Raw genomic sequence first — 18,941 nt, forward strand, 5'->3', positions numbered from 1 at the left:
ATCTGGCGACGCCTACCCGTAGGGGCTGGAAGACTACTGGAACCCTTGCAGGACCAAACCACAGTCATCCAGTCATTCCCGGGCGCCACGAGGATTGCAATCAATCCTCACAGCATCAGGCAGCGCCTGAGCAAACCCGAAAAATCAAGTCGAGCCCGCAGAAGAAGATTCTTCCTGAAGGACGAGGGGGGCTGGCTGCAGACCGATTTCCGTAAATCATACCAATACCAGTTGATCCAAGACATCTAGAATCACCAGGACGATCTTACTACCAGTGCCACCTACCAGGATCTTTTGGCCGACATTCGTCGCGGAAAGGCCTTTAAGCGCAAGGGCAGGCGCCACATCCTGATCGATACGGAGACAAAGCTGCTCAACTACATGTCGCGGTATCTGGCCATCATGAAGGATATGCAAACCCACGGATACCGAGAGGATGCCGATCCGCATGAACTCGGCATTGCAGTTTCCGCCGCTGGCGAACTGCTCAAGATATCCAGCGGCAAACATCGATTGGCGATGGCCCAAGTGCTGGGCTTGACATCAGTACCCGTCAGAGTCCATCACATCAGTAGAGAGTGGTGGCGCATGCAGACAAGCAACGCAAGAGAGCCCGTGGAGAAAGCCTTGGTACGCGTACTCCGACATCTTGGCAAAGACAACCTGGAGGCATCAGCATGACTGACTGGTTCAAGGCCCTGAACCTTCGCTCCCGCCCATTCTACCGCCGTTTCAATGACATGCCTTTGCACGCGCTACCTCAACTGGATCAGCGCATCGCGGTAGACCGAACCAGAGGATTCATATATTTCCGCATCCCCAAAGCCGCCAATTCAACCGTAATCCGCCTCCTTACCAGCGAAAAGGACGTACGATACAACTCATATGAGGGCAAGAGGTCATTCATACGCCCGAGCAAGCTGCGAGCGCACGAGGTAAAGACACTGGACCGGCAGTTCTTCTTGTTCACCATCACGCGCGACCCCTACACAAGGGTACTCTCCGCATATCTTGACAAGATCGTCAAGGGCAAGCGTAAGGAGAGGGCGTGTCGTGCCCTCCAGAAACCGCTGGAGAGCGAGATCAGCTTCGGGGAATTCTGCAACTACCTGGATCATGGTGGGTTCAAGCATGATCCTCACTGGTATCCTCAGAACTGGTTCATCCCCCGCGATATCTGCACGATGGCGCACGTGGGGAAGATGGAAAGCCTGAATGACGAACTGGAAGTCATCATGAGTCGTATCGATAGCACACGAAAACTTGGAGATGCCGGCTCCCAACGCAGACATCGCACCGACGCCGATCAAAAACTCAAGGCTTATTATAGCCGCGACACGGCAGGGATTATTGCCCGGGTTTATCGGCAAGATTTCGAGCGTTTCGACTATTCTCAAAGCCCTGATTGGCTGAAGGACATCAAGTGACCCCCCCCCACAGCCTGGCTATCCTCATCTCCCTTTCCGGCGAAGGCGGTGTCGAACGCATGGTCCTGAATCTGGTGCGTGCACTGGCGGAGATGGATCTGCGCATCGATCTTGTGCTGATCCGCGAGGAAAGTCGGCACCTGCAGGACCTGCACGAGAACGTCAATGTCGTCCGCCTGGGCACTCGGCACAGCGCCCTGAGCGTTGCCCCTCTGGTCCGATATCTTCAGGAGCACCGCCCTACCCTCCTGCTGGCTGCCAAGGACCGGGCCGGGAGGGCTGCACTGAAGGCCCGACGGCGCGCGGGCGTGGACACCCGCGTCTTCATCCGCCTGGGCACCACCCTTTCCGAAGCACTCGAGGGGCGATCGGGACTGCGCAAATGGCTACGCTACCGACCCATGCGACAACTCTACCCCCTGGCAGACGGGATCGTAGCAGTATCCCGAGGGGTTGCGGATGACGTACGCCAGATTACAGGCCTGCCAGAAGACCGGGTGCACGTGGTACGCAACCCTGTGATCACGCCGGGGCTTGAGGCGCTGGCCGCCAAACCCGCTCCACACCCCTGGCTGGAAGATGGGGGTGACCCGGTCATCATCGGCATGGGGCGGCTGACCCGGCAAAAGGACTTTCCCACCTTGCTGAGAGCCTTTGCCGATATTCAGGTCCACCGGCCTGCGCGTTTGATCATTCTGGGAGAAGGCGGCGACCGCGAGGCCCTGGCCACCCTGACCCGGTCAATGGGTATGCAGGACAAGGTGTCGATGCCCGGCTTCGCAGTCAATCCCTATGCCTGGCTGAGCCGGTCGCATCTGTTCGTGCTCTCCTCCGCCTGGGAAGGCTCCCCCAACGCCCTCACCGAAGCCATGGCACTTGGGGTGCCAGTGGTTTCCACGGACTGTCGCAGCGGCCCCCGGGAGATCCTTCAGGATGGGCGATATGGCCCGCTGGTACCCGTGGGCGATGTGTCAGCACTGGGGAAGGCCATACTCGAAACCCTGGATACACCCTTACCATCCGATGACATACGAGCGGCGGTGAGCGAATACCACGCCGAAACCAGCGCCCGCCGCTACCTGGAAGTGATGGGCCTTGACGTCCCCGAATAAACACAAACGATGTGCGGTAAGACACCGGTAGACACCCACCCCCTGGGACCGGATACTCTGCCCCACGCCGAAACCCGCTGATCCCCCATGCTTCTCTCCCTCAAGCACAACTTCCTCTTCGTCCACATCGCCAAGACCGGCGGCACCAGCGTGCGGGCGGCGCTGTCCCGCTACCGTTACCGGGGGCCCTGGGGCGTGCCCCTGTTTCTGGCCGACAAGCTGGATCAGATCAGTGGGCACCGGATCGGTGCCAAGTTCCCCCGTCATGCCAAGGCCATTGCCGCCCGGGAGATGCTGCCGGCGGAGCTTTACGACAACCTCTTCAAGTTCGTGTTCGTGCGCAACCCCTGGGATCTTCAGGTGAGTTCCTTCTTCCATATCCGCAGGGAGCGGCCTCATGTGCTGGAGGGGGTGGAGAGCTTCGAGCAGTTCGTGAAGCTCAAGTTCGATCCCGAGCGGGAGTGGAACTACATGCTGGATACCTCGAAGGAGTTGCAACGGGACTACGTGACCGACATGAGCGGACGATGCATCGTCGACTTCATCGGCCACTACGAAAGCCTGCAGGCGGATTTCGACACGGCCTGCGACCGCATCGGCATTCCCCGGATTGCCCTACCCCATCGGCGCAAGGCCGAGGGGCGGGACGATTACCGGCGCTACTACACGGACGAGACTGCCCGCATCGTGGAGGCCCATTACCGACCGGATATCGAGATGTTCGGTTACCGGTTCGACGCCCCTGCCCCTTGAGAGAGGCAGGGGGAAGCCGAAGGGATACCGACCGCTAGTCCTCCAGGGTGAACTCCGTGCTGCAATAGGGGCACAGGATCCGACCATCCTTGCTGTCTTCGATGGGCAGAAACACCCTCGGGTGCGATGCCCACAGCGCTGTGCCCGGCATGGGGCAATGCAGGGGCAGATCCTTGCGGGTCACCCGGATGGCCGTCTGCTGGTTGGCCACCTGATACTCATCCTGATGCAGTGCGGTATTCGGATTGGGCATGGCGTCTCACTCCTGGGGCACGTCAGATATAGGTCAGCCACTCATCATGCTTGGGATGGCGGCCCTTGACCACATCAAAATACAACGTCTGCAGTTTCTCGGTGATGGACCCGCGACTGCCATTGCCGATGCTGCGGCCATCCAGTTCGCGGATGGGGGTCACTTCTGCGGCGGTGCCGGTGAAGAAGGCCTCGTCAGCCACATAGACCTCGTCCCGGGTGATGCGCTTCTCGCGCACCTCGATGCCGCACTCATCGGCCAGGGTGATGATGGTGCGCCGGGTGATGCCATCCAGGGCCGAGGTGAGTTCGGGGGTGTAGATCACGCCGTCGTACACCATGAAGAAGTTCTCGCCACTGCCCTCGGCCACATAGCCCTCGGTATCCAGCAGCAGGGCCTCGTCGCAGCCGCAACCCTGGGCCTCCTGCAGTGCCATCATGGAGTTCATGTAGTTGCCGTTGGCCTTCGCCTTGCACATGGTCACGTTCACATGGTGACGGCTGTAGGAGGAGGTCTTCACGCGGATGCCGCGCTCCAGGCTCTCATCCCCCAGGTAGGCGCCCCACTCCCAGGCAGCCACGATGGCGTGCACTTTCAGGTTATCGGCCCGCAAACCCATGCCCTCGGCCCCGAAGAAGCACATGGGGCGCAGGTAGGCGCTGGTGAGCTTGTTATCGCGCACGGCGGCCACCTGGGCGGCATTGAGCTCGTCGGGTGTATAGGGAATGGTCATGCCCAGGATGTGGGCAGAGCGGAACAGACGACGGGTGTGGTCGCCCAGTCTGAAAATGGCCGGACCGCGGTCGGTCAGGTAGGCGCGTACGCCTTCGAACACCCCCATGCCATAGTGCAGGGTGTGGGTGAGCACATGGGTCTTGGCCTCGCGCCAGGGCACCATCTCACCGTCGTACCAGATCAGACCATCGCGATCGGCCATGATGGACATGCAATGCTTCCTCTTGAATATTCGGTCATCGGTCCCCCACCGGGGGATGGAACATCGCCGGTTGGGGCGATGGGTCAGGTCATCAATTGCCGCCAGTAAGCGCGCACCTGGTCCCGCTCCCGGGACCATTGGGTCGCATCCACCCGTGTCGTCTGATCCTGAAGCGTCAGTTCGTGGATGCGATCCCTGAAGGCCCGGTAGGTATCCATCAGGAACACGGCGTCGTCCCTGGACATGAGATCGGTCTCGATCAGTGATTCCAGGATACGGATATTGTCCGGATAGGTGGACAACTCCGGATACTTTCTGGCATGCGCCAAAACCAGATATTGCACCATAAATTCGATATCCGCGATACCGCCGGGGTCTCTCTTCAGGTCAAAGCGCGCTGGATCGCGGCTGGCGTGCTCCTTCCACATCTTCTCGCGCATCTCCCGCACCTGGCGCTTGAGCTCTTCAGGATCGCGTTCCCGCTCCATCACGCGCTGGCGCATGGCCTGGAAGGCCTCGGCGATGCGGGCATCCCCCGCCACCGGGCGGGCCCGTACCAGGGCCTGATGCTCCCAGGTCCAGGCGGAATTCATCTGATAGTCCTCAAAGGCCTCAAGGCCGATCACCAATAGCCCGGCAGCACCGCTGGGGCGCAGGCGCGTATCCACCTCGTAGAGCCGTCCGGCCCCGGTGAACACCCCCAGAAAATGCAGGATGCGCTGCCCCACCCGGGCAAAGAACTCGCTATTGTCCAGGGGGCGATCACCATCGGTCATGGCCTGCTCACCCCGGCTATCGTGCAGGAAGACGATATCCAGATCGGAACCGTAGCCCAGTTCCAGCCCGCCCATCTTGCCATACCCCACCACGGCGAAACCCGGCTCGTAGGGCTCGCCATCCATGATGCAGCGGGGGCGGCCATGCTTGGCGATGAGCTGCTCCAGCACCAGCGCCAGCACCTTCTCCAGCACCACCTCGGCGATCCAGGTGAGGTGATCGCTCACCTTCATTACCGGCAACACATCCATGATGTCAGCCGCTGCCACCTTGAGCACCTGAACCTGCTTGAACATGCGCAGGCGGTCCATCACCTGTTCCAGGTCATCCAGGGGCACCTGCACCAGCTCATCTTCCAACGCCTGGCGCAACCCCTGACGATCCGGCGGAGCATACAGGCTGCGGGGATCCAGCAGTTCATCCAGCAACAAGGGGTAGCGCGTCAGGTGATCGGCGATCCAGGGGCTGGCCTCGCACAAACGCGCCAGCTGCGACAGGGCCAGGGGGTTTTCCACCAGCAGGGAGAGGTATACGGAGCGCCGAGCGATGGTCTGCACCAGCCGAACCAGCCGGATCAGGGTGGCATCCACTTCCTCCAGGCCATTCAATACGCTCAGCATCAGGGGCATCAGGCGGTCCAGACGCTCCCGCCCGGTGGAGGTGAGCGAACGGCAGGCGCTGCTTTCACGCAACTGTTCCACGGCGTTCAGGGCCGCCTCCGGGTCCTTCAGCCCCAATCCAACGAGCACGCTCAGGGAACGCTCCTGCCCCAGGCTGCCGGCCCACAGGGCCGCCAGATCACGCTGCGCCTCGGGCTGGGCGGCGGCCTCTTCTTCCTCGTCGGCGCGCTGGGGCGCGGCGAACACCTGTTCGAAGTGCCCGTGGATACGACGCATATGGCGCCCGAGGGCAGCCTCGAACTCCTCCCAGTCGGAAAAACCCATGGACAGGGCAAGGCGCAGCTGACCCGCACTGTCGGACGGCAGACAATGGGTCTGCTGATCCGCCACCATCTGCAAACGATTTTCCGTACGCCGCAAAAAGGCGTAGGCCTCCTTGAGTTGCTCCACGGCGTATTCCGGCATGACCTCCTGGCGAGCCAGCTGATCCAGCACCGGGCGAATACCGCGCAACTGCAGCGAGGGGTCACGGCCGGCACGGATGAGCTGGAAGGCCTGCCCTACGAACTCCACCTCGCGGATGCCTCCCTCGCCCAGCTTCACGTCCCGCTCCTTGCCCTTGCGCGCCGCCTCGCGGTTGATCATGGCCTTCATATCCCGCAGCGACGCGAAGGCCCCGTAATCAAGATAGCGGCGGTAGACGAAGGGCCTGAGCAGGGTATGCAATTGCTCGGCGCTCTCCCGATCTCCAGCCACGGCCCGGGCCTTGATCAGGGCATAGCGCTCCCATTCACGGCCATGGCTCTCGTAATAGTCCTCCAGGGCGTCAAAACTCATCACCAGGGGGCCGGCATCGCCAAAGGGCCGCAGGCGCATGTCCACGCGAAAGACAAAACCATCGGCGGTCTTCTCGTTGAGCACCTTGATCAGGCGCTGGCCCAGGCGAATGAAGAACTGCTGGTTCTCCAGGCAGCGCTCCCCATCGGTTTGCCCCGGCTGGGGGTAGGCGAAGATCAGGTCGATATCCGAGGAGAAGTTCAGCTCACGCCCCCCCAGCTTGCCCATGCCCAGCACCACCAGCCGCTGGGCATGGCCCTGGGCATCCCGGGGCTCGCCGTGCCGGCGTGCCAGTTCCCGATGCTGCCAGGTGAGGGCCTCGTCGATCAGATGCTCGGCCAGGCAGGTCAGATCCTCCAGGGCCTCATTCAGGTCGGAAAGGCCCGCCAGGTCACGCCAGGCAATGCGCACCATCTCCCGATTGCGCACCCGGCGCAGGGCACGCATCAGGGCCGGCTCGTCGGCGGCATCCTGCAGGGCATCCGCCACGTGACGGGTCATCTCACCGTCTTCATACACCCTCTCCAGGTCACCGGAGGTCACCAGGTCCACCAACAAGGCCGGCCGGCGCACGCAGGCCCGGGCGACGAAGTCACTGTAATACCAGATGGTCCCCGTGAACGCCGGCCAGGCATCCAGGGACAGCCCCTCACGCTCGCAGGCCTTGAGGAAGTCGTCAGCGAGATGGCTCACACTCGCGCGGGCCGCCTTGGGCACGGCATCCAATGGCAGATCTTCGGGGGCGGGCAGGGTCATCAGGGCAACTCGAGAGCGTGGGGTTTGGGTTTCAAGGCGGAGCACTGCCGCCAAAGTCGGACTTGTTGATCGCATGATGCCGGGCCTCCTCGGGGGTGGCCTGGCCTGAATCCACCAATCGCCGCAGGGCGGTATCCATGGTCTGCATGCCCACCAACGCACCGGACTGCATGGTGCCGGGCAACTGGTCAGTCTTGCCCTCGCGCACCAGATTGGCCACGGCGGGCGTATTGACCAGGATTTCCACCGCAGCCACTCGGCCACCGCCATCGGCCCGCCGCACCAGCTGCTGGGAGATCACCCCCCTGAGCGAGGTGGAGAGCATGGTGCGGATCTGCGCCTGCTTCATGGCCGGAAAGGCATTGATGACCCTGTCCACAGTGGCGGCGGCCCCGTTGGTGTGCAGGGTGCCCAGCACGAGGATGCCCGTCTCGGCTGCCGTCACTGCCAGGGAAATGGTCTCCAGATCACGCATTTCCCCCACCAGAATGGCGTCGGGGTCCTCGCGCAGTGCCGAGCGCAGGGCGGCGGCAAAGCTGGGTGTGTGCAGGCCCAGCTGACGCTGGCTGATCAGACAGCGCTTGCGCTCATGGATGAACTCGATGGGGTCTTCAATGGTGATGATATGACCACGACGGCGCTCGTTGATGTCATTCACCAGGGCTGCCAGGGTGGTGGACTTTCCCGAACCCGTCTTGCCGGTCACCAGGATCAGGCCGTGGCGCTGCATCCCCAGGCTGGCGATCACCGGCGGCATCTTCAGCTCGTCCAGGGACAGGGCCCGGGCGGGGATGGCACGAAAGACCACCGCCAGGCCGTTGAGATGGCGGGAGAGGTTCACACGAAAACGTGCCAGATCCTCAATGGCATAGGCGAAATCCGCGCCATCCTCCCGCTCGAAGGTCTGGCGCGCCGCATTGGGCAGGATCTCAGCCGTGAGGTCATTCACCGCCTGGGAGGTGAGGGCCTCCTCGGACAGATTTTCCAACTCACCGTTGATGCGCACACGCGGCGGGTCCCCGCCGATCAGGTGCAGGTCCGAGCCACCCCGCGCCATCAGCTCCCGCAGATAACCATCCACCTGATGCATCACTCACCCTCCCGCCAGGTTGATCCGGGGTAACAGGCTGGAGTCGGTGACGAACCGCTGGAAGGCCTGCTTGTCGGTGGCGTACTGGTAGGCATCGTCGGGGTCCACTTCATTGCGCTGTATGGCCTCCAGCAAGGCCTGATCCAGGAGCTGCATGCCCTGATCCCGGCCCGTCTGCATTTGCGACGGGATCTGATGCACCTTGTCGGACATGACCATGCGTGCAATGGCCCGGTTCATGACCAGGCACTCCACAATGGCCCGCCGCCCCCGACCGTCGGCTGACTTGACCAGGTTCTGCGTGACCACGCCATGCAGGTTCTGGGAAAGGAAGGTCTTGCCCTGCTCGCGCTGCTCCAGTGGCAGGGCATCCAGGATGCGGTCGATGGTCTTGACCGCCGAAGTGGTGTGCAAGGTGCCCAGCACCAGGTGGCCCGTCTCGGCGGCCACCATGGACATGATGATGGAATCCACATCCCTGAGCTCCCCCACCAGGATCACGTCCGGGTCCTGGCGCAGGGCCGCCCGTAAGCCCTTGGCATAACTGGGCACGTGGGTACCCACCTCCCGCTGGATCACCTGGGCCCGCTTGCAGCGGTGCACGAACTCCACCGGATCTTCCAGACTGATGATGTTCACCGCACGCCGGGTGTTGATGTAGTCGATGATGGCCGCCAGGGTGGTGGACTTGCCGGTACCCGTGGAGCCCGTCACCAGCACCATGCCCTGGTGATGATCCACCATCCGGGTCACCACCGGCGGCAGGCCCAGGCTTTCCAGGGAAGGCACCTGGGCCGGGATGTGCCGGAAGGTGGCCCCCACCCCGGTGGCCTTGCGGAACAGGTTGGCCCGGAACCGGCCCACCTCGTCGTTCACATAGGAAAAATCCAGGTCGTCACCGTCTCGAAACCGCTCCTTCTGAGCCGGGGTGAGGATCTCCATCACATAGGCCTCCAGTTCCCGATCACCCAGGTCGCGAAACCGGATGGGCATCAGCTCGCCGTTCATGCGCAGCATGGGGGGCACCCCCACGGCCAGGTGCAGATCGGAACACCCCTGTTCCCGGGCCAGCTTGAGAAAGGCGTCGATTCTGGGCATGGCGAGGTCTCGTTCAGTCAGCCAATCCAGCCGCGCAGGCCATCAGGCCCGCCGCTCTTGCTGGAACTCTAACAGAGTCTTGCGCACATCCTGCATGGTGGGGAAGCGATCCTCAGGGTTTACCGCCATCATCGACATGACGATGGCGCTGAGCTCACGGTCGATTCCGGGGTTCACCTCATGGGGCGGTGTCGCCTGACCCTGCACATGCTGATACATGATGGCCATCTGGTCCTCGCCGCTGTAGGGCACCTGACCGGTGATCATCTCGTAAAGCATCACTCCCAAGGCATAAATGTCGGCACTGTGGGTGATCTTGCGACCGGTCACCTGCTCCGGGGCCATGTACTTGGGGGTGCCGATGAGGATACCGGTGCGGGTGAGGCGGGTATCCGCCGAACCGGTCACCGAGGCAATGCCGAAATCCACGATCTTGACCTGTTCCCGGTTGTTGATGAGCACATTGCCCGGCTTGAGATCCCGATGGATGACGCCCACCTCGTGGGCAGCACCGATGCCGGATGCAATGCAGGCGGCAAACCCCACGGCCCTGTCCTGGGGCATGGGGCGCTCCTGCTTGAGGACCACACCCAGGGTGGATGACGGGAAATACTCCATGGAGATGGCCAGCACCCCCTGCACCGTCAGGAAATCGTAGATGCGTATCACGTTCTCATGGGTGATCTTGCGGGACAGGCGCAGCTCTTGAACGAAGCGCTTGATCATCTCGTCATCGGTGGCCAGCTGCGGATTCATCACCTTGAGAATGATGGTCTCGGAGATCATCACATCGTCCATGAGCAGCACGGTGCCAAAGGCCCCTTTGCCCACGCGGCGGATGAAGCGGTAGCGCTCGCCCAGCATTTCCCCCGGCCTGAGGGCCTCCAGGTTCAGACCGGCGCCGTGGGCACTGAAGCGACGGGTGCCTGCAGCGGTCTCGTCCGCCCCGCCCAGGGTCAGGGCGATCTGCCCTGTATCGCTATCCAGCATGGAAGTGGCTTCAGGCAGGGCCTGACCGGAGCCCCCCTGCCCAAGCGAAGAAATGGCAAACCTGGCCTCCAGCCGGGCACTGGCATCCCGCGCCATGTCCTGCAACTCCTCGTCGGCATCCGCCGTGTGTTGCTGGATGGCCCTGAGAACTTCGGGAGCCGTGCGGGCATCGGCCAGTTCCACCAAGGCATTCACCGCTTCCAGGCGCACCGAACGATCGTTGCCTGCCAGATGCCGCATCAAGGGTTCCACGGCCCGGTCATCCTGCAGACGGGCCAGGTTACGCACCACCACGGGGGCCGCATCGGCGTCCCGATCCAGCATCTTCAGCAAGGCCGGCACCGCCGAGGCATTGCCGATACTCCCCAGGGCATCCACGGCGCGCTCCCGCACCCACCAGTCCGAGTCCTCAAGGGCATCGATGAGATAGGTCAGGGCCGTCTCATCACGAGTGGAGTTGAGGATCTCCACCGCCGAGCGGCGCACGAATTCATCCTCATCACGGATCAGCTCCACCACGGCCCGCACCACCCGGGGCCCACCGATCTGCGCCAGGGCGTCGGCGGAACGGGCGCGCACCCACCAGTCCTCATCCTTGATGGAGACCAGCAGTTCCTTGATGTTGCTGGCGTTACCCACACCGTTGAGCACCTCCACGGCGGCCCGGCGTACATACTCCGACTCGTCCTGCAGCACCGGCAACAAGTGACGCATGATGTGGGGGTCGTCGAGCTGGATGATGGCGTCGATGGCCTTGTGCTGCACGTTGATGTCAGGATCATGCAGCAAGGTGCACAGGGAGCCGGCCTCCATGTCCACCGCGCCCATGGCCATCAGCGCCTCCAGGGCGGCGCCACGCACCCCCTTGTCCTCGTCGTTGAGCCGTTCCTGCAGGACGGCGCGCACCTGAGGGGTATCAAAGCGGCGCAGCACCTTGACCACCATCCGCCGGATCACGGGATCCTTCCCGGAGGCACGGCTTACCAGGTCGGGCAGCACCGATTCGTCAGCCACCTCGTCCACCACACGGAACAGCGCATTGCGGTCCACCGGCTGCAAGTCATACGCCTCGCGCAACAGCAGGCTGGCATTGAGCCGGTGCCGGTGGGCATGCAGCACCCGCACCAGGGCCGACTTGGACACAGTGGGGTCCCGAAAGGCACGGGCCAGGGGGCTGGGGTCGAAACCACTGGCGCCCTCAAGCACCTGGGCAACCCGGTCCACCCGGGTCTGGTTGATGTCGGCCAGCGCCCGCAGGAACACCGGCAGGGTCGTATCGTTCACCAGCCGCCGCAACAGCTCCATGGTCCGGGGCAGACCGTCACCCGACGCATCGGCCAGCCCATGCAGCAGGCGCCGCACGCCGGCTTCCCCCAGGGACCTCAGCTTGTTCAGGCGCTTTTGCGCTTCCGCTTCGTCCAGATCCGCTGCCTCCAACAGGCGCTGGATCTGGCGTTCGGCACGAAAATCGCTGAACACGCTCATGGGCAGCTCCCCGCAAAGCCCCCGGCGGGCAGGCGAAGGATGGCATCACCCCGTCTGCCGGGACGCCGCGGGGCACACAGACGCTCAGTCCCGGGGGCCATCATCGGGCGAGACACGCACGATGTAGGCCTTGTTCACCAGCGTGACTTCCGTGTCCGACAGGAACAGGCGCACAAAGCGTTGATCGTGGATATTGATGTAGTCGTAGAGGCGGGCGTTTTGCGGATCCAGCAACTCCCGGATGGTGCCTGTCAGGTTCGAGCCGTCCATGAGATGCAGCCGCGCGCCCAGGCAGACGCCGCGCTCATCGGGCCCGGGAGCATCCACTTCGTGCTCCACCCGCACCACCGAGTGCTTGTTGTAGAACCGCGTCTCCTCCTCGCCGCACTGGATCACAAAGAACGGCTCGGCCCCGTTGAGAATCTCCGCCGGCGTCTCCTCGCCCGCATGCTGCGCACTCTGCAGATGCACGAACAGGGAGCCCACGACCAGGCCATCAGGATGCACCCAGACCTTGACCGGTTTGAGCTTCTTGGGAATCTTCAGCGCTTCTTTGTCCACGGGTGCCCCCTATGGAGGATCTGGCGATCATCGACGGATGACGGGACAGTATGCCGCAAACATCCTGCGCTGACGAAGACCGCCATGCGGATCTTGTTGACATGGACACGAAACAAAATAACAATCGTTCTTGTTTAATTCGGCCACAGCCGAGTCCCGCACCTTCAAGATAGGGAGTGACCCCGTCCATGATCAAACGCCCCATCACCGCCCTGGCCAGCCTTGCCGTGGCCGCCGTGACCGCACTCACCCTGCCCCTGCCGGCCCTGGCCGACGGCGAGGTGAACGTCTACTCGGCCCGACAGGAAGCCCTGATCAAGCCCCTCATGGATGAATTTACCGAAAAGACCGGGATTCGCGTCAACATCGTCAGCGCCCGGGCCGACGCCCTGCTGCAGCGCCTGCGCAGCGAGGGCCGTAACACCCCCGCCGATGTCCTGATCACCGTGGATGCGGGCAACCTGCACAGCGCCAAGGAGGCCGGTGTGCTCCGTCCGATCGAATCGGAGGTGCTCAAGGAGGCCATACCGGAGAGCTACCGTGACCCCGATGGCTACTGGTACGGATTGTCCATGCGCGCCCGGCCCATCATGTATGTGAAGGGCAAGGTGGACCCGGAGCAACTCTCCACCTACGAGGCCCTGGCGGACGAGCAGTGGCGCCGCAGCATCTGCGTACGCTCTTCCAGCAATGTGTACAACCAGTCCATGGTGGCCTCCATGATCATCGCCCACGGTGAGGCCGAAACCGAGGAATGGGCACGGGGCCTGGTGGCCAACCTGGCCCAGCCACCCCGTGGCGGCGACCGGGATCAGATCCGCGCCGCAGCCGCCGGTGTCTGCGACATCGCCATCGCCAACACCTACTACCTGGGTCAGATGCTCAACTCCAGCGACGATGCCGAGCGGGCCGCTGCCGAGGCCATCGGCGTGTTCTGGCCCAATCAGGAGGATCGGGGCACCCATGTGAACGTGAGTGGCGCGGGCCTGATCACCCATACCGAAAACGTGGACAACGCCATCAAGCTGATGGAGTTCATGGCCAGCGACCGGGCTCAGCAATGGTATGCCGAGGCCAACCAGGAATACCCGGTGAAACCCGGCGTGGAATGGAGTGACACCCTCACCAGCCTGGGTGAATTTGAGGCTGACTCGGTCAACCTGGGTCGACTGGGTGAGTACAACGCCGAAGCCGTGCGTCTGATGGACCGGGTGAACTGGCGCTGACTTTCAAGCACCACCCGTGACAAGCCCCTCTCCCCTGCGGGGAGAGGGGTTGGGGTGAGGGGTGAGTAGCCCATCGCCGGCAGGCCGGCTCCCACAATCATCCCTCTCCCGCACTTGTGATAGGGTCCATGGCCATCTCGATGGTTGGATGGCACCCCGCCCGCAAGCCCGCATTCACCCCCGGACGCCGCACAACAGGCTGTCATCCGGGCCGCAACGCGTTAACATGTCGGGCTTTTAGCTTCACGTACCCATGACCCATCATCCAAGCGTTTCATGAAATCGGCCCTGGCCACTCTCGGAGGGGCGCTGTCTGGTCCCCGCTGGCGGCGACCGGACGCCTGGAGCATTGGCACGCTGCTGATCGCGGCAGTGCTGGCCCTGCCGATCCTGGTGATCTTCGCCCACGTGTTCATACCCGCCTCGGAGGTATGGGAGCACCTGCGGCAGACCGTGCTGCAGGACTACGTGGTCAACTCCCTGATACTGATGCTCGGCGTGGGCGTGGGGGTGCTGCTCATCGGCGTGCCCACGGCCTGGCTGGTGAGCATGTGCGACTTCCCGGGCAGGCGCATCTTCGAATGGGCCCTGCTCCTGCCCCTGGCCATGCCCGCCTACATCATCGCCTACACCTACACCGGCATGCTGGACTTCGCCGGCCCGGTGCAGACGCAGATTCGCGAGCTCACCGGCTGGGGCTACGGCGATTACTGGTTCCCCGAGATCCGCTCCCTCTCGGGCGCCATCGCCATGCTCACGCTGGTGCTCTACCCCTATGTGTACCTGCTCAGCCGTGCCGCCTTCCTGGAGCAATCCATCTGCGTGCTGGAGGTCTCCCGCACCCTGGGCTCGAGCCCCTGGTCCGGATTTCGGCGCGTGGCCCTGCCGCTGGCGCGCCCAGCCATCATCACCGGCCTCACCCTGGCCCTGATGGAAACCCTGGCCGACTACGGCACCGTGGAATATTTCGGCATCCCCACCTTCACCACCGGCATCTTCCGCACCTGGTTCGGCCTGGGCGACCCGGGGGCGGCGGCGCAACTGGCGGCGCTGATGATGACCTTCGTCCTGGTGCTCATCGTGCTCGAGCGCTATTCCCGGCGCCGGGCCCGCTTCCATCACACCAGTGCCCGTTATTCCCGCCTGCCCCGCTATCGCCTCACGGGCTGGGCCCGCATCGGTGCCCTGGTGGCCTGCCTGCTGCCCATCGTGCTGGGCTTTTTGGTGCCCTCCACGCAGCTGTTCCAGTGGGCCCTGAAGACCACCCACATGTGGATGCAGCCGCAGTTCCTGGGGCTGGTGTGGAACAGCGTGTCCCTGGCGGCCATCGCCGCGGTGCTGGCGGTGTTCCTGTCCCTGATCATGGCCTATGGCAAACGCCTGGGCCCCTCCCGCACCACCAACGCCGCCGTGCGCATCGCCAGCATGGGCTACGCCATCCCGGGCACGGTGATCGCCGTGGGGATCATGCTGCCCTTCGCCTGGATCGACAACACCATCGACAGCTTCATGCGCGAGGCCTTCGGCATCTCCACCGGACTGATCCTCTCCGGCACCCTGGTGGCCCTGGTGTTTGCCTATTGCGTGCGCTTCCTGGCCGTGTCGCTGAACACGGTCGAGGCGGGCCTGGCCAAGATCAAGCCCTCCATGGATGATGCCGCCCGCTCCCTGGGCTCGGGGCCGCGCACCGTGCTCAGGCGCGTGCACATGCCCATCATGCGCGGCAGCATCCTCACCGCCCTGCTGCTGGTGTTCGTGGATGTCTTGAAAGAACTGCCCGCCACCCTGATACTGCGCCCCTTCAACTTCAACACCCTGGCGGTGCGCGCCTTCGAGCTGGCTTCCGATGAACGCCTGGCAGACTCGGCCAGCGCCGCGCTGGCCATCGTCCTGGTCGGGATCATCCCCGTGATCCTGATCAGCCGCACCATCAGCCGCTCAAGACCCGGACATGACACGCCTGCTTGAGATCGACCACGTCAGCGTGGGCTACGACGGTACCAACGTCGTCCACGATGTCACCCTGAACCTGAACACCGGCGTCATTGGCTGCCTGCTGGGCCCCAGCGGCTGCGGCAAGACCACGCTGCTGCGCTCCATCGCCGGTTTCGAGCCCATCAGCGACGGACAGATCCGGCTTGAGGGCCAGGAGGTGAGTCGACCGGGCCGCACCCAGCCGCCGGAACGTCGTCAGGTGGGCATGGTCTTCCAGGATTTTGCCCTGTTCCCGCACCTCACCGTGGCCGAGAACATCGCCTTTGGAATCCGCAGTCAAACGGCGGCTCGGCGCCGTCAGCGGGTCAAGGAGCTCCTGGGCCTGATCTCCATGGATGGCTATGGTGAGGCCTACCCCCATGCCCTTTCCGGCGGGCAGCAGCAGCGCATCGCCGTGGCCCGGGCCATGGCACCCCGCCCCCGGGTGCTGCTGCTGGATGAACCCTTCTCCAACATGGACGTGGAACTGCGCGAGGGCCTGGCCCGGGAGGTCAGGGCCATCCTCAAGCAGGAGGAAATCACCGCCATGCTGGTCACTCATGACCAGAACGAGGCCTTTGCCTTCGCCGACCGCATCGCCGTGATCCATGCCGGCCGGGTACTGCAGTGGGATACCGCCTACAACCTCTATCACAAACCTCGTGACCGCTTCGTGGCCGACTTCATCGGTCAGGGCCGCATGCTTCCCGGCCAGGTGCTCAGCGAGCACGAGGTGAAGACGGAATTGGGCACCATCACCGGCAATGTCCCCCAGGACTGCAGCCCCGGGGCCCCGGTGGATGTCCTGGTCAGGCCCGACGACATCATGCCCGACGACGACAGCGAGATCTTCGGGGAAGTGATGGACAAGGCCTTCCGTGGCGCCAGCTTTTTGTACAACCTGCAGCTGGGCAGCGGCACCCGGGTGCTGTGCCTGACCCCCTCCCATTACAACTTTGCCCTGGGGGAACGCATCCCCCTCAAACTGGGCTTCAATCATCTGGTCATCTTCCCCCGCTGAGGTGATGCTCCACCCGGCCCCGCAGCTGCACGGCGCTGCCCGCCAGATGGATGGCTCGCCCATGGAGGATCACCACACCACGGGCCGGCAGCAGGGTGATCCCCGCCTCGGGGGTGCCGATGACGATGGGGCGCCCACGCCGGGATCGGATATGCAGATCCCGGTTTGCCCACAGGTACACATCCCCTTGCACCTGCCAGCGACCATCCCCCGCGACCACCTCCAGGCCCACCCGATCACCGCTGGCGAGGTTCAGTTCGCGGGCGGCCGTCACCTGCAGCCCCCCTTCAGTCACCATGGCCACGTGGCGGCGAGCGCGCCCACACCAGTCAGCCGCAGCCCCATGGAGACATTGCCCCATAACCTGAACCGAGGCTTCGCCTGCCACACGCTCATGCCGATCCCCCCCGGCCCGCGCCTCCAGATCGCCACCGCACCGAATGTGCAGGCAACCACCGGTGGTGGCAATCAGCGCCCCCTGCCGGCAGATCAGGGACAGCATGGCCGCATCCGCGTGGGAATCCAGGGCCAGCAAATGCTGCTCATTGCGGGTGAACAACCTCAGCAGCGCCCGCCCCTCCCGATCGTCCATCAGCAGGGTGTGACCGCTGGCGCTGCGGTAGCGGTTCGTCGTGTCATCCGGGCCGTTCACCGGATTGGCATGGGCCCCATCGAAGCCGGCGCCGGCGATCACCGCAAAGCCATCCGGATCACCGCCCAGAATCAGCAGGCTCACGGGTTGACCAGGATGCAGCGGCGCATGCCAGCCACTGGCCCGGCCATCCTGCCCAGGTGGAGCGACGTAAGGGGTCAGGCGCCCCCAGCGGCCCCTCCTGTCGGGCTCCACGAGGCCCGCATCCTCGAACAGCCCGCGGGCCCGCTGGCGCCCGGCCTCATCCAGGTCCGGGACGTTCAATCCCTGAATCCGGGCTTGCAGCATATCCGGCAACGACCCGTGACGACGGGGCTCGTCGGGTCGATAGGGAATATCCCCGGGGCACAGCCGTACCCGATTGCAATAAGCCCATCGACCCGACGCATCGGAGCGCGCCCGATGCAGCACGGATTCCACACGCCAAACCCCCGGGGGGACTGAGGGGTGGTCCGGGGCCGATATCCGCACCCGGTCTCCGGGCTGCAGATCCTGCACCGTGGTCTCCAGCAACACGGTACGAGCCCGACAGGCCTCTCGCTGGGCCAGGATACGTGCACGCCATTCCAGGCTTTGGCTGTCATGCAGCCCCCAGCCCGGATGGTCCTGAATCCCTTCGCCATGCCCGGTATCCGCCAGGGCCTCGCAGGGCCGGCCATCTGCCAGCCGACCCCGAACCCGTACCTGCCGGCAGACCTGGCGATGATGCTCCCGGACGCTGAAAACCCCCGGGGCTCGATCCCCCCACCCCCCGGGTGATCCCAGCCAGTCCAGCACCCGTGGCGGGTTCGCATCCAGGCCGTCTGCCAGTCGCAACGTCTCCATTCCCTGGACCACGGCCAGCCGCGTGTGAATACCGGCCCGGGCCAGCACCCGAAACAGCAGATCGGCGTCGCTCTCGTCCGCCTGCAGGATGGCCCCGCGACGCGGGTGATCCAGGGTGAGGTACCGGGCATCCACCGCCACCCCCAGCGGATCCAGCAGTTCACGGGCGAGGTCCACCGCATCCAGACCGGCGAACAGGCGGGTGTGGCGATGCAGGGTCAGTCCCGCCAGGCGGCTGCGCAGGGTGAGGCGCCAGCGCCGCCCCACGTCCCCAGCCAGACCACTGGGGCGACAGGCCATCAGAATGCCCTGCCATTCACGCACAGAGCCGGGGGCGGCAGACAGCGTCAAACGGGCCGACGCCCCCAGACGCTCCAGACATGCCGATCCGGCATGGATCACCTCCACCTCCATGCGGGTGATACGGGACAACCCCTCGCGCAGCCGAAGGGCCACGACGGGCAGATCCAGGCCGCCCAGGGTCAGGCGCAAGGTCGAATCCGGGACAACCCGGGATAAAGGGGTGTGATGGGGCTGTCTGGCAGGC

At 64.0% G+C, this 18,941-nt stretch carries 15 protein-coding genes; 7 read left to right on the top strand and 8 right to left on the bottom strand.

Annotation, left to right across the window (positions count from 1 at the left end; genetic code table 11):
* Nucleotides 1-294: 294 nt before the first annotated feature.
* The 4 genes from ECTHA_RS0105460 (at nt 295) to ECTHA_RS0105475 (ending at nt 3,292) form a co-directional block, all read left to right on the top strand.
* Entirely contained in the window at nt 295-681 is a 387-nt protein-coding gene (locus tag ECTHA_RS0105460; RefSeq protein ID WP_025280441.1) for a hypothetical protein, read from the top strand.
* Nucleotides 678-1,427 carry a sulfotransferase family 2 domain-containing protein gene (locus ECTHA_RS0105465; protein WP_025280440.1) on the top strand — a complete coding sequence of 250 codons (750 nt, stop codon included), beginning with the start codon at nt 678-680 and terminating at the stop codon, nt 1,425-1,427. The genes ECTHA_RS0105460 and ECTHA_RS0105465 overlap by 4 nt, the downstream gene beginning before the upstream one ends.
* Complete coding sequence (locus ECTHA_RS0105470; RefSeq protein ID WP_025280439.1) at nt 1,424-2,539, top strand: glycosyltransferase; 1,116 nt, start codon at nt 1,424-1,426, stop codon at nt 2,537-2,539. The genes ECTHA_RS0105465 and ECTHA_RS0105470 overlap by 4 nt, the downstream gene beginning before the upstream one ends.
* 87 nt (nt 2,540-2,626) lie before the next feature.
* The gene (locus ECTHA_RS0105475) at nt 2,627-3,292 is read left to right on the top strand and encodes a sulfotransferase family 2 domain-containing protein (RefSeq protein WP_025280438.1); all 666 of its coding nucleotides are present in this window, start codon (nt 2,627-2,629) and stop codon (nt 3,290-3,292) included.
* A gap of 34 nt (nt 3,293-3,326) precedes the next feature.
* Here ECTHA_RS0105475 and ECTHA_RS0105480 read toward each other — a convergent pair whose 3' ends face one another.
* The 7 genes from ECTHA_RS0105480 to ECTHA_RS0105510 form a co-directional block, all read right to left on the bottom strand.
* A complete protein-coding gene (locus ECTHA_RS0105480; protein ID WP_025280437.1) occupies nt 3,327-3,545 on the bottom strand; it encodes a zinc-finger domain-containing protein in 219 nt (72 codons plus the stop codon).
* A 22-nt stretch (nt 3,546-3,567) separates the two neighbouring features.
* Nucleotides 3,568-4,491 carry a branched-chain amino acid transaminase gene (locus tag ECTHA_RS0105485; RefSeq protein ID WP_025280436.1) on the bottom strand — a complete coding sequence of 308 codons (924 nt, stop codon included), beginning with the start codon at nt 4,489-4,491 and terminating at the stop codon, nt 3,568-3,570.
* Nucleotides 4,492-4,565: 74 nt separating this feature from the next.
* The gene (glnE, locus tag ECTHA_RS0105490) at nt 4,566-7,472 is read right to left on the bottom strand and encodes a bifunctional [glutamate--ammonia ligase]-adenylyl-L-tyrosine phosphorylase/[glutamate--ammonia-ligase] adenylyltransferase (RefSeq protein WP_025282813.1); all 2,907 of its coding nucleotides are present in this window, start codon (nt 7,470-7,472) and stop codon (nt 4,566-4,568) included.
* 31 nt (nt 7,473-7,503) lie between these two features.
* Nucleotides 7,504-8,562 carry a type IV pilus twitching motility protein PilT gene (locus ECTHA_RS0105495; RefSeq protein WP_025282814.1) on the bottom strand — a complete coding sequence of 353 codons (1,059 nt, stop codon included), beginning with the start codon at nt 8,560-8,562 and terminating at the stop codon, nt 7,504-7,506.
* Nucleotides 8,563-8,565: 3 nt separating this feature from the next.
* The gene (locus ECTHA_RS0105500; protein WP_025282815.1) at nt 8,566-9,660 is read right to left on the bottom strand and encodes a type IV pilus twitching motility protein PilT; all 1,095 of its coding nucleotides are present in this window, start codon (nt 9,658-9,660) and stop codon (nt 8,566-8,568) included.
* 42 nt (nt 9,661-9,702) lie between these two features.
* Nucleotides 9,703-12,135 carry a protein kinase domain-containing protein gene (locus ECTHA_RS0105505; protein WP_025282816.1) on the bottom strand — a complete coding sequence of 811 codons (2,433 nt, stop codon included), beginning with the start codon at nt 12,133-12,135 and terminating at the stop codon, nt 9,703-9,705.
* 84 nt (nt 12,136-12,219) lie between these two features.
* On the bottom strand, nt 12,220-12,696 hold the full coding sequence (locus ECTHA_RS0105510; RefSeq protein WP_025282817.1) for a hypothetical protein: 477 nt from the start codon (nt 12,694-12,696) through the stop codon (nt 12,220-12,222).
* Nucleotides 12,697-12,884: 188 nt separating this feature from the next.
* Here ECTHA_RS0105510 and ECTHA_RS0105515 point away from each other — a divergent pair, with 188 nt between their 5' ends.
* From ECTHA_RS0105515 to ECTHA_RS0105525, 3 genes are all read left to right on the top strand, one after another.
* A complete protein-coding gene (locus tag ECTHA_RS0105515) occupies nt 12,885-13,922 on the top strand; it encodes a Fe(3+) ABC transporter substrate-binding protein (protein ID WP_025282818.1) in 1,038 nt (345 codons plus the stop codon).
* Between the two features lie 276 nt (nt 13,923-14,198).
* Entirely contained in the window at nt 14,199-15,890 is a 1,692-nt protein-coding gene (locus ECTHA_RS0105520; protein WP_025282819.1) for an ABC transporter permease, read from the top strand.
* On the top strand, nt 15,874-16,917 hold the full coding sequence (locus ECTHA_RS0105525; protein ID WP_025282820.1) for an ABC transporter ATP-binding protein: 1,044 nt from the start codon (nt 15,874-15,876) through the stop codon (nt 16,915-16,917). Before ECTHA_RS0105520 ends, ECTHA_RS0105525 begins: the two co-directional genes overlap by 17 nt.
* Here the strand turns inward: ECTHA_RS0105525 and ECTHA_RS0105530 are convergent.
* Nucleotides 16,901-18,886, bottom strand: a complete 1,986-nt coding sequence (locus tag ECTHA_RS0105530; protein WP_025282821.1) for a type VI secretion system Vgr family protein — start codon at nt 18,884-18,886, stop codon at nt 16,901-16,903. The genes ECTHA_RS0105525 and ECTHA_RS0105530 overlap by 17 nt on opposite strands.
* Between the last annotated feature and the right edge of the window lie 55 nt (nt 18,887-18,941).

The sequence above is a fragment of the Ectothiorhodospira haloalkaliphila ATCC 51935 genome (genome assembly GCF_000633935.1).
In the GTDB taxonomy this organism is placed as follows: domain Bacteria; phylum Pseudomonadota; class Gammaproteobacteria; order Ectothiorhodospirales; family Ectothiorhodospiraceae; genus Ectothiorhodospira; species Ectothiorhodospira haloalkaliphila.

Excerpts from the sequence above, each read along its gene's own strand:
- ECTHA_RS0105465 (WP_025280440.1), top strand. The coding sequence starts at position 678 with ATGACTGACTGGTTCAAGGCCCTGAACCTTCGCTCCCGCCCATTCTAC.
- ECTHA_RS0105505 (WP_025282816.1), bottom strand. The coding sequence starts at position 12,135 with ATGAGCGTGTTCAGCGATTTTCGTGCCGAACGCCAGATCCAGCGCCTG.
- ECTHA_RS0105480 (WP_025280437.1), bottom strand. The coding sequence starts at position 3,545 with ATGCCCAATCCGAATACCGCACTGCATCAGGATGAGTATCAGGTGGCC.
- ECTHA_RS0105520 (WP_025282819.1), top strand. The coding sequence starts at position 14,199 with ATGAAATCGGCCCTGGCCACTCTCGGAGGGGCGCTGTCTGGTCCCCGC.
- ECTHA_RS0105495 (WP_025282814.1), bottom strand. The coding sequence starts at position 8,562 with ATGCATCAGGTGGATGGTTATCTGCGGGAGCTGATGGCGCGGGGTGGC.
- glnE (WP_025282813.1), bottom strand. The coding sequence starts at position 7,472 with ATGACCCTGCCCGCCCCCGAAGATCTGCCATTGGATGCCGTGCCCAAG.
- ECTHA_RS0105515 (WP_025282818.1), top strand. The coding sequence starts at position 12,885 with ATGATCAAACGCCCCATCACCGCCCTGGCCAGCCTTGCCGTGGCCGCC.
- ECTHA_RS0105500 (WP_025282815.1), bottom strand. The coding sequence starts at position 9,660 with ATGCCCAGAATCGACGCCTTTCTCAAGCTGGCCCGGGAACAGGGGTGT.
- ECTHA_RS0105525 (WP_025282820.1), top strand. The coding sequence starts at position 15,874 with ATGACACGCCTGCTTGAGATCGACCACGTCAGCGTGGGCTACGACGGT.
- ECTHA_RS0105485 (WP_025280436.1), bottom strand. The coding sequence starts at position 4,491 with ATGTCCATCATGGCCGATCGCGATGGTCTGATCTGGTACGACGGTGAG.
- ECTHA_RS0105475 (WP_025280438.1), top strand. The coding sequence starts at position 2,627 with ATGCTTCTCTCCCTCAAGCACAACTTCCTCTTCGTCCACATCGCCAAG.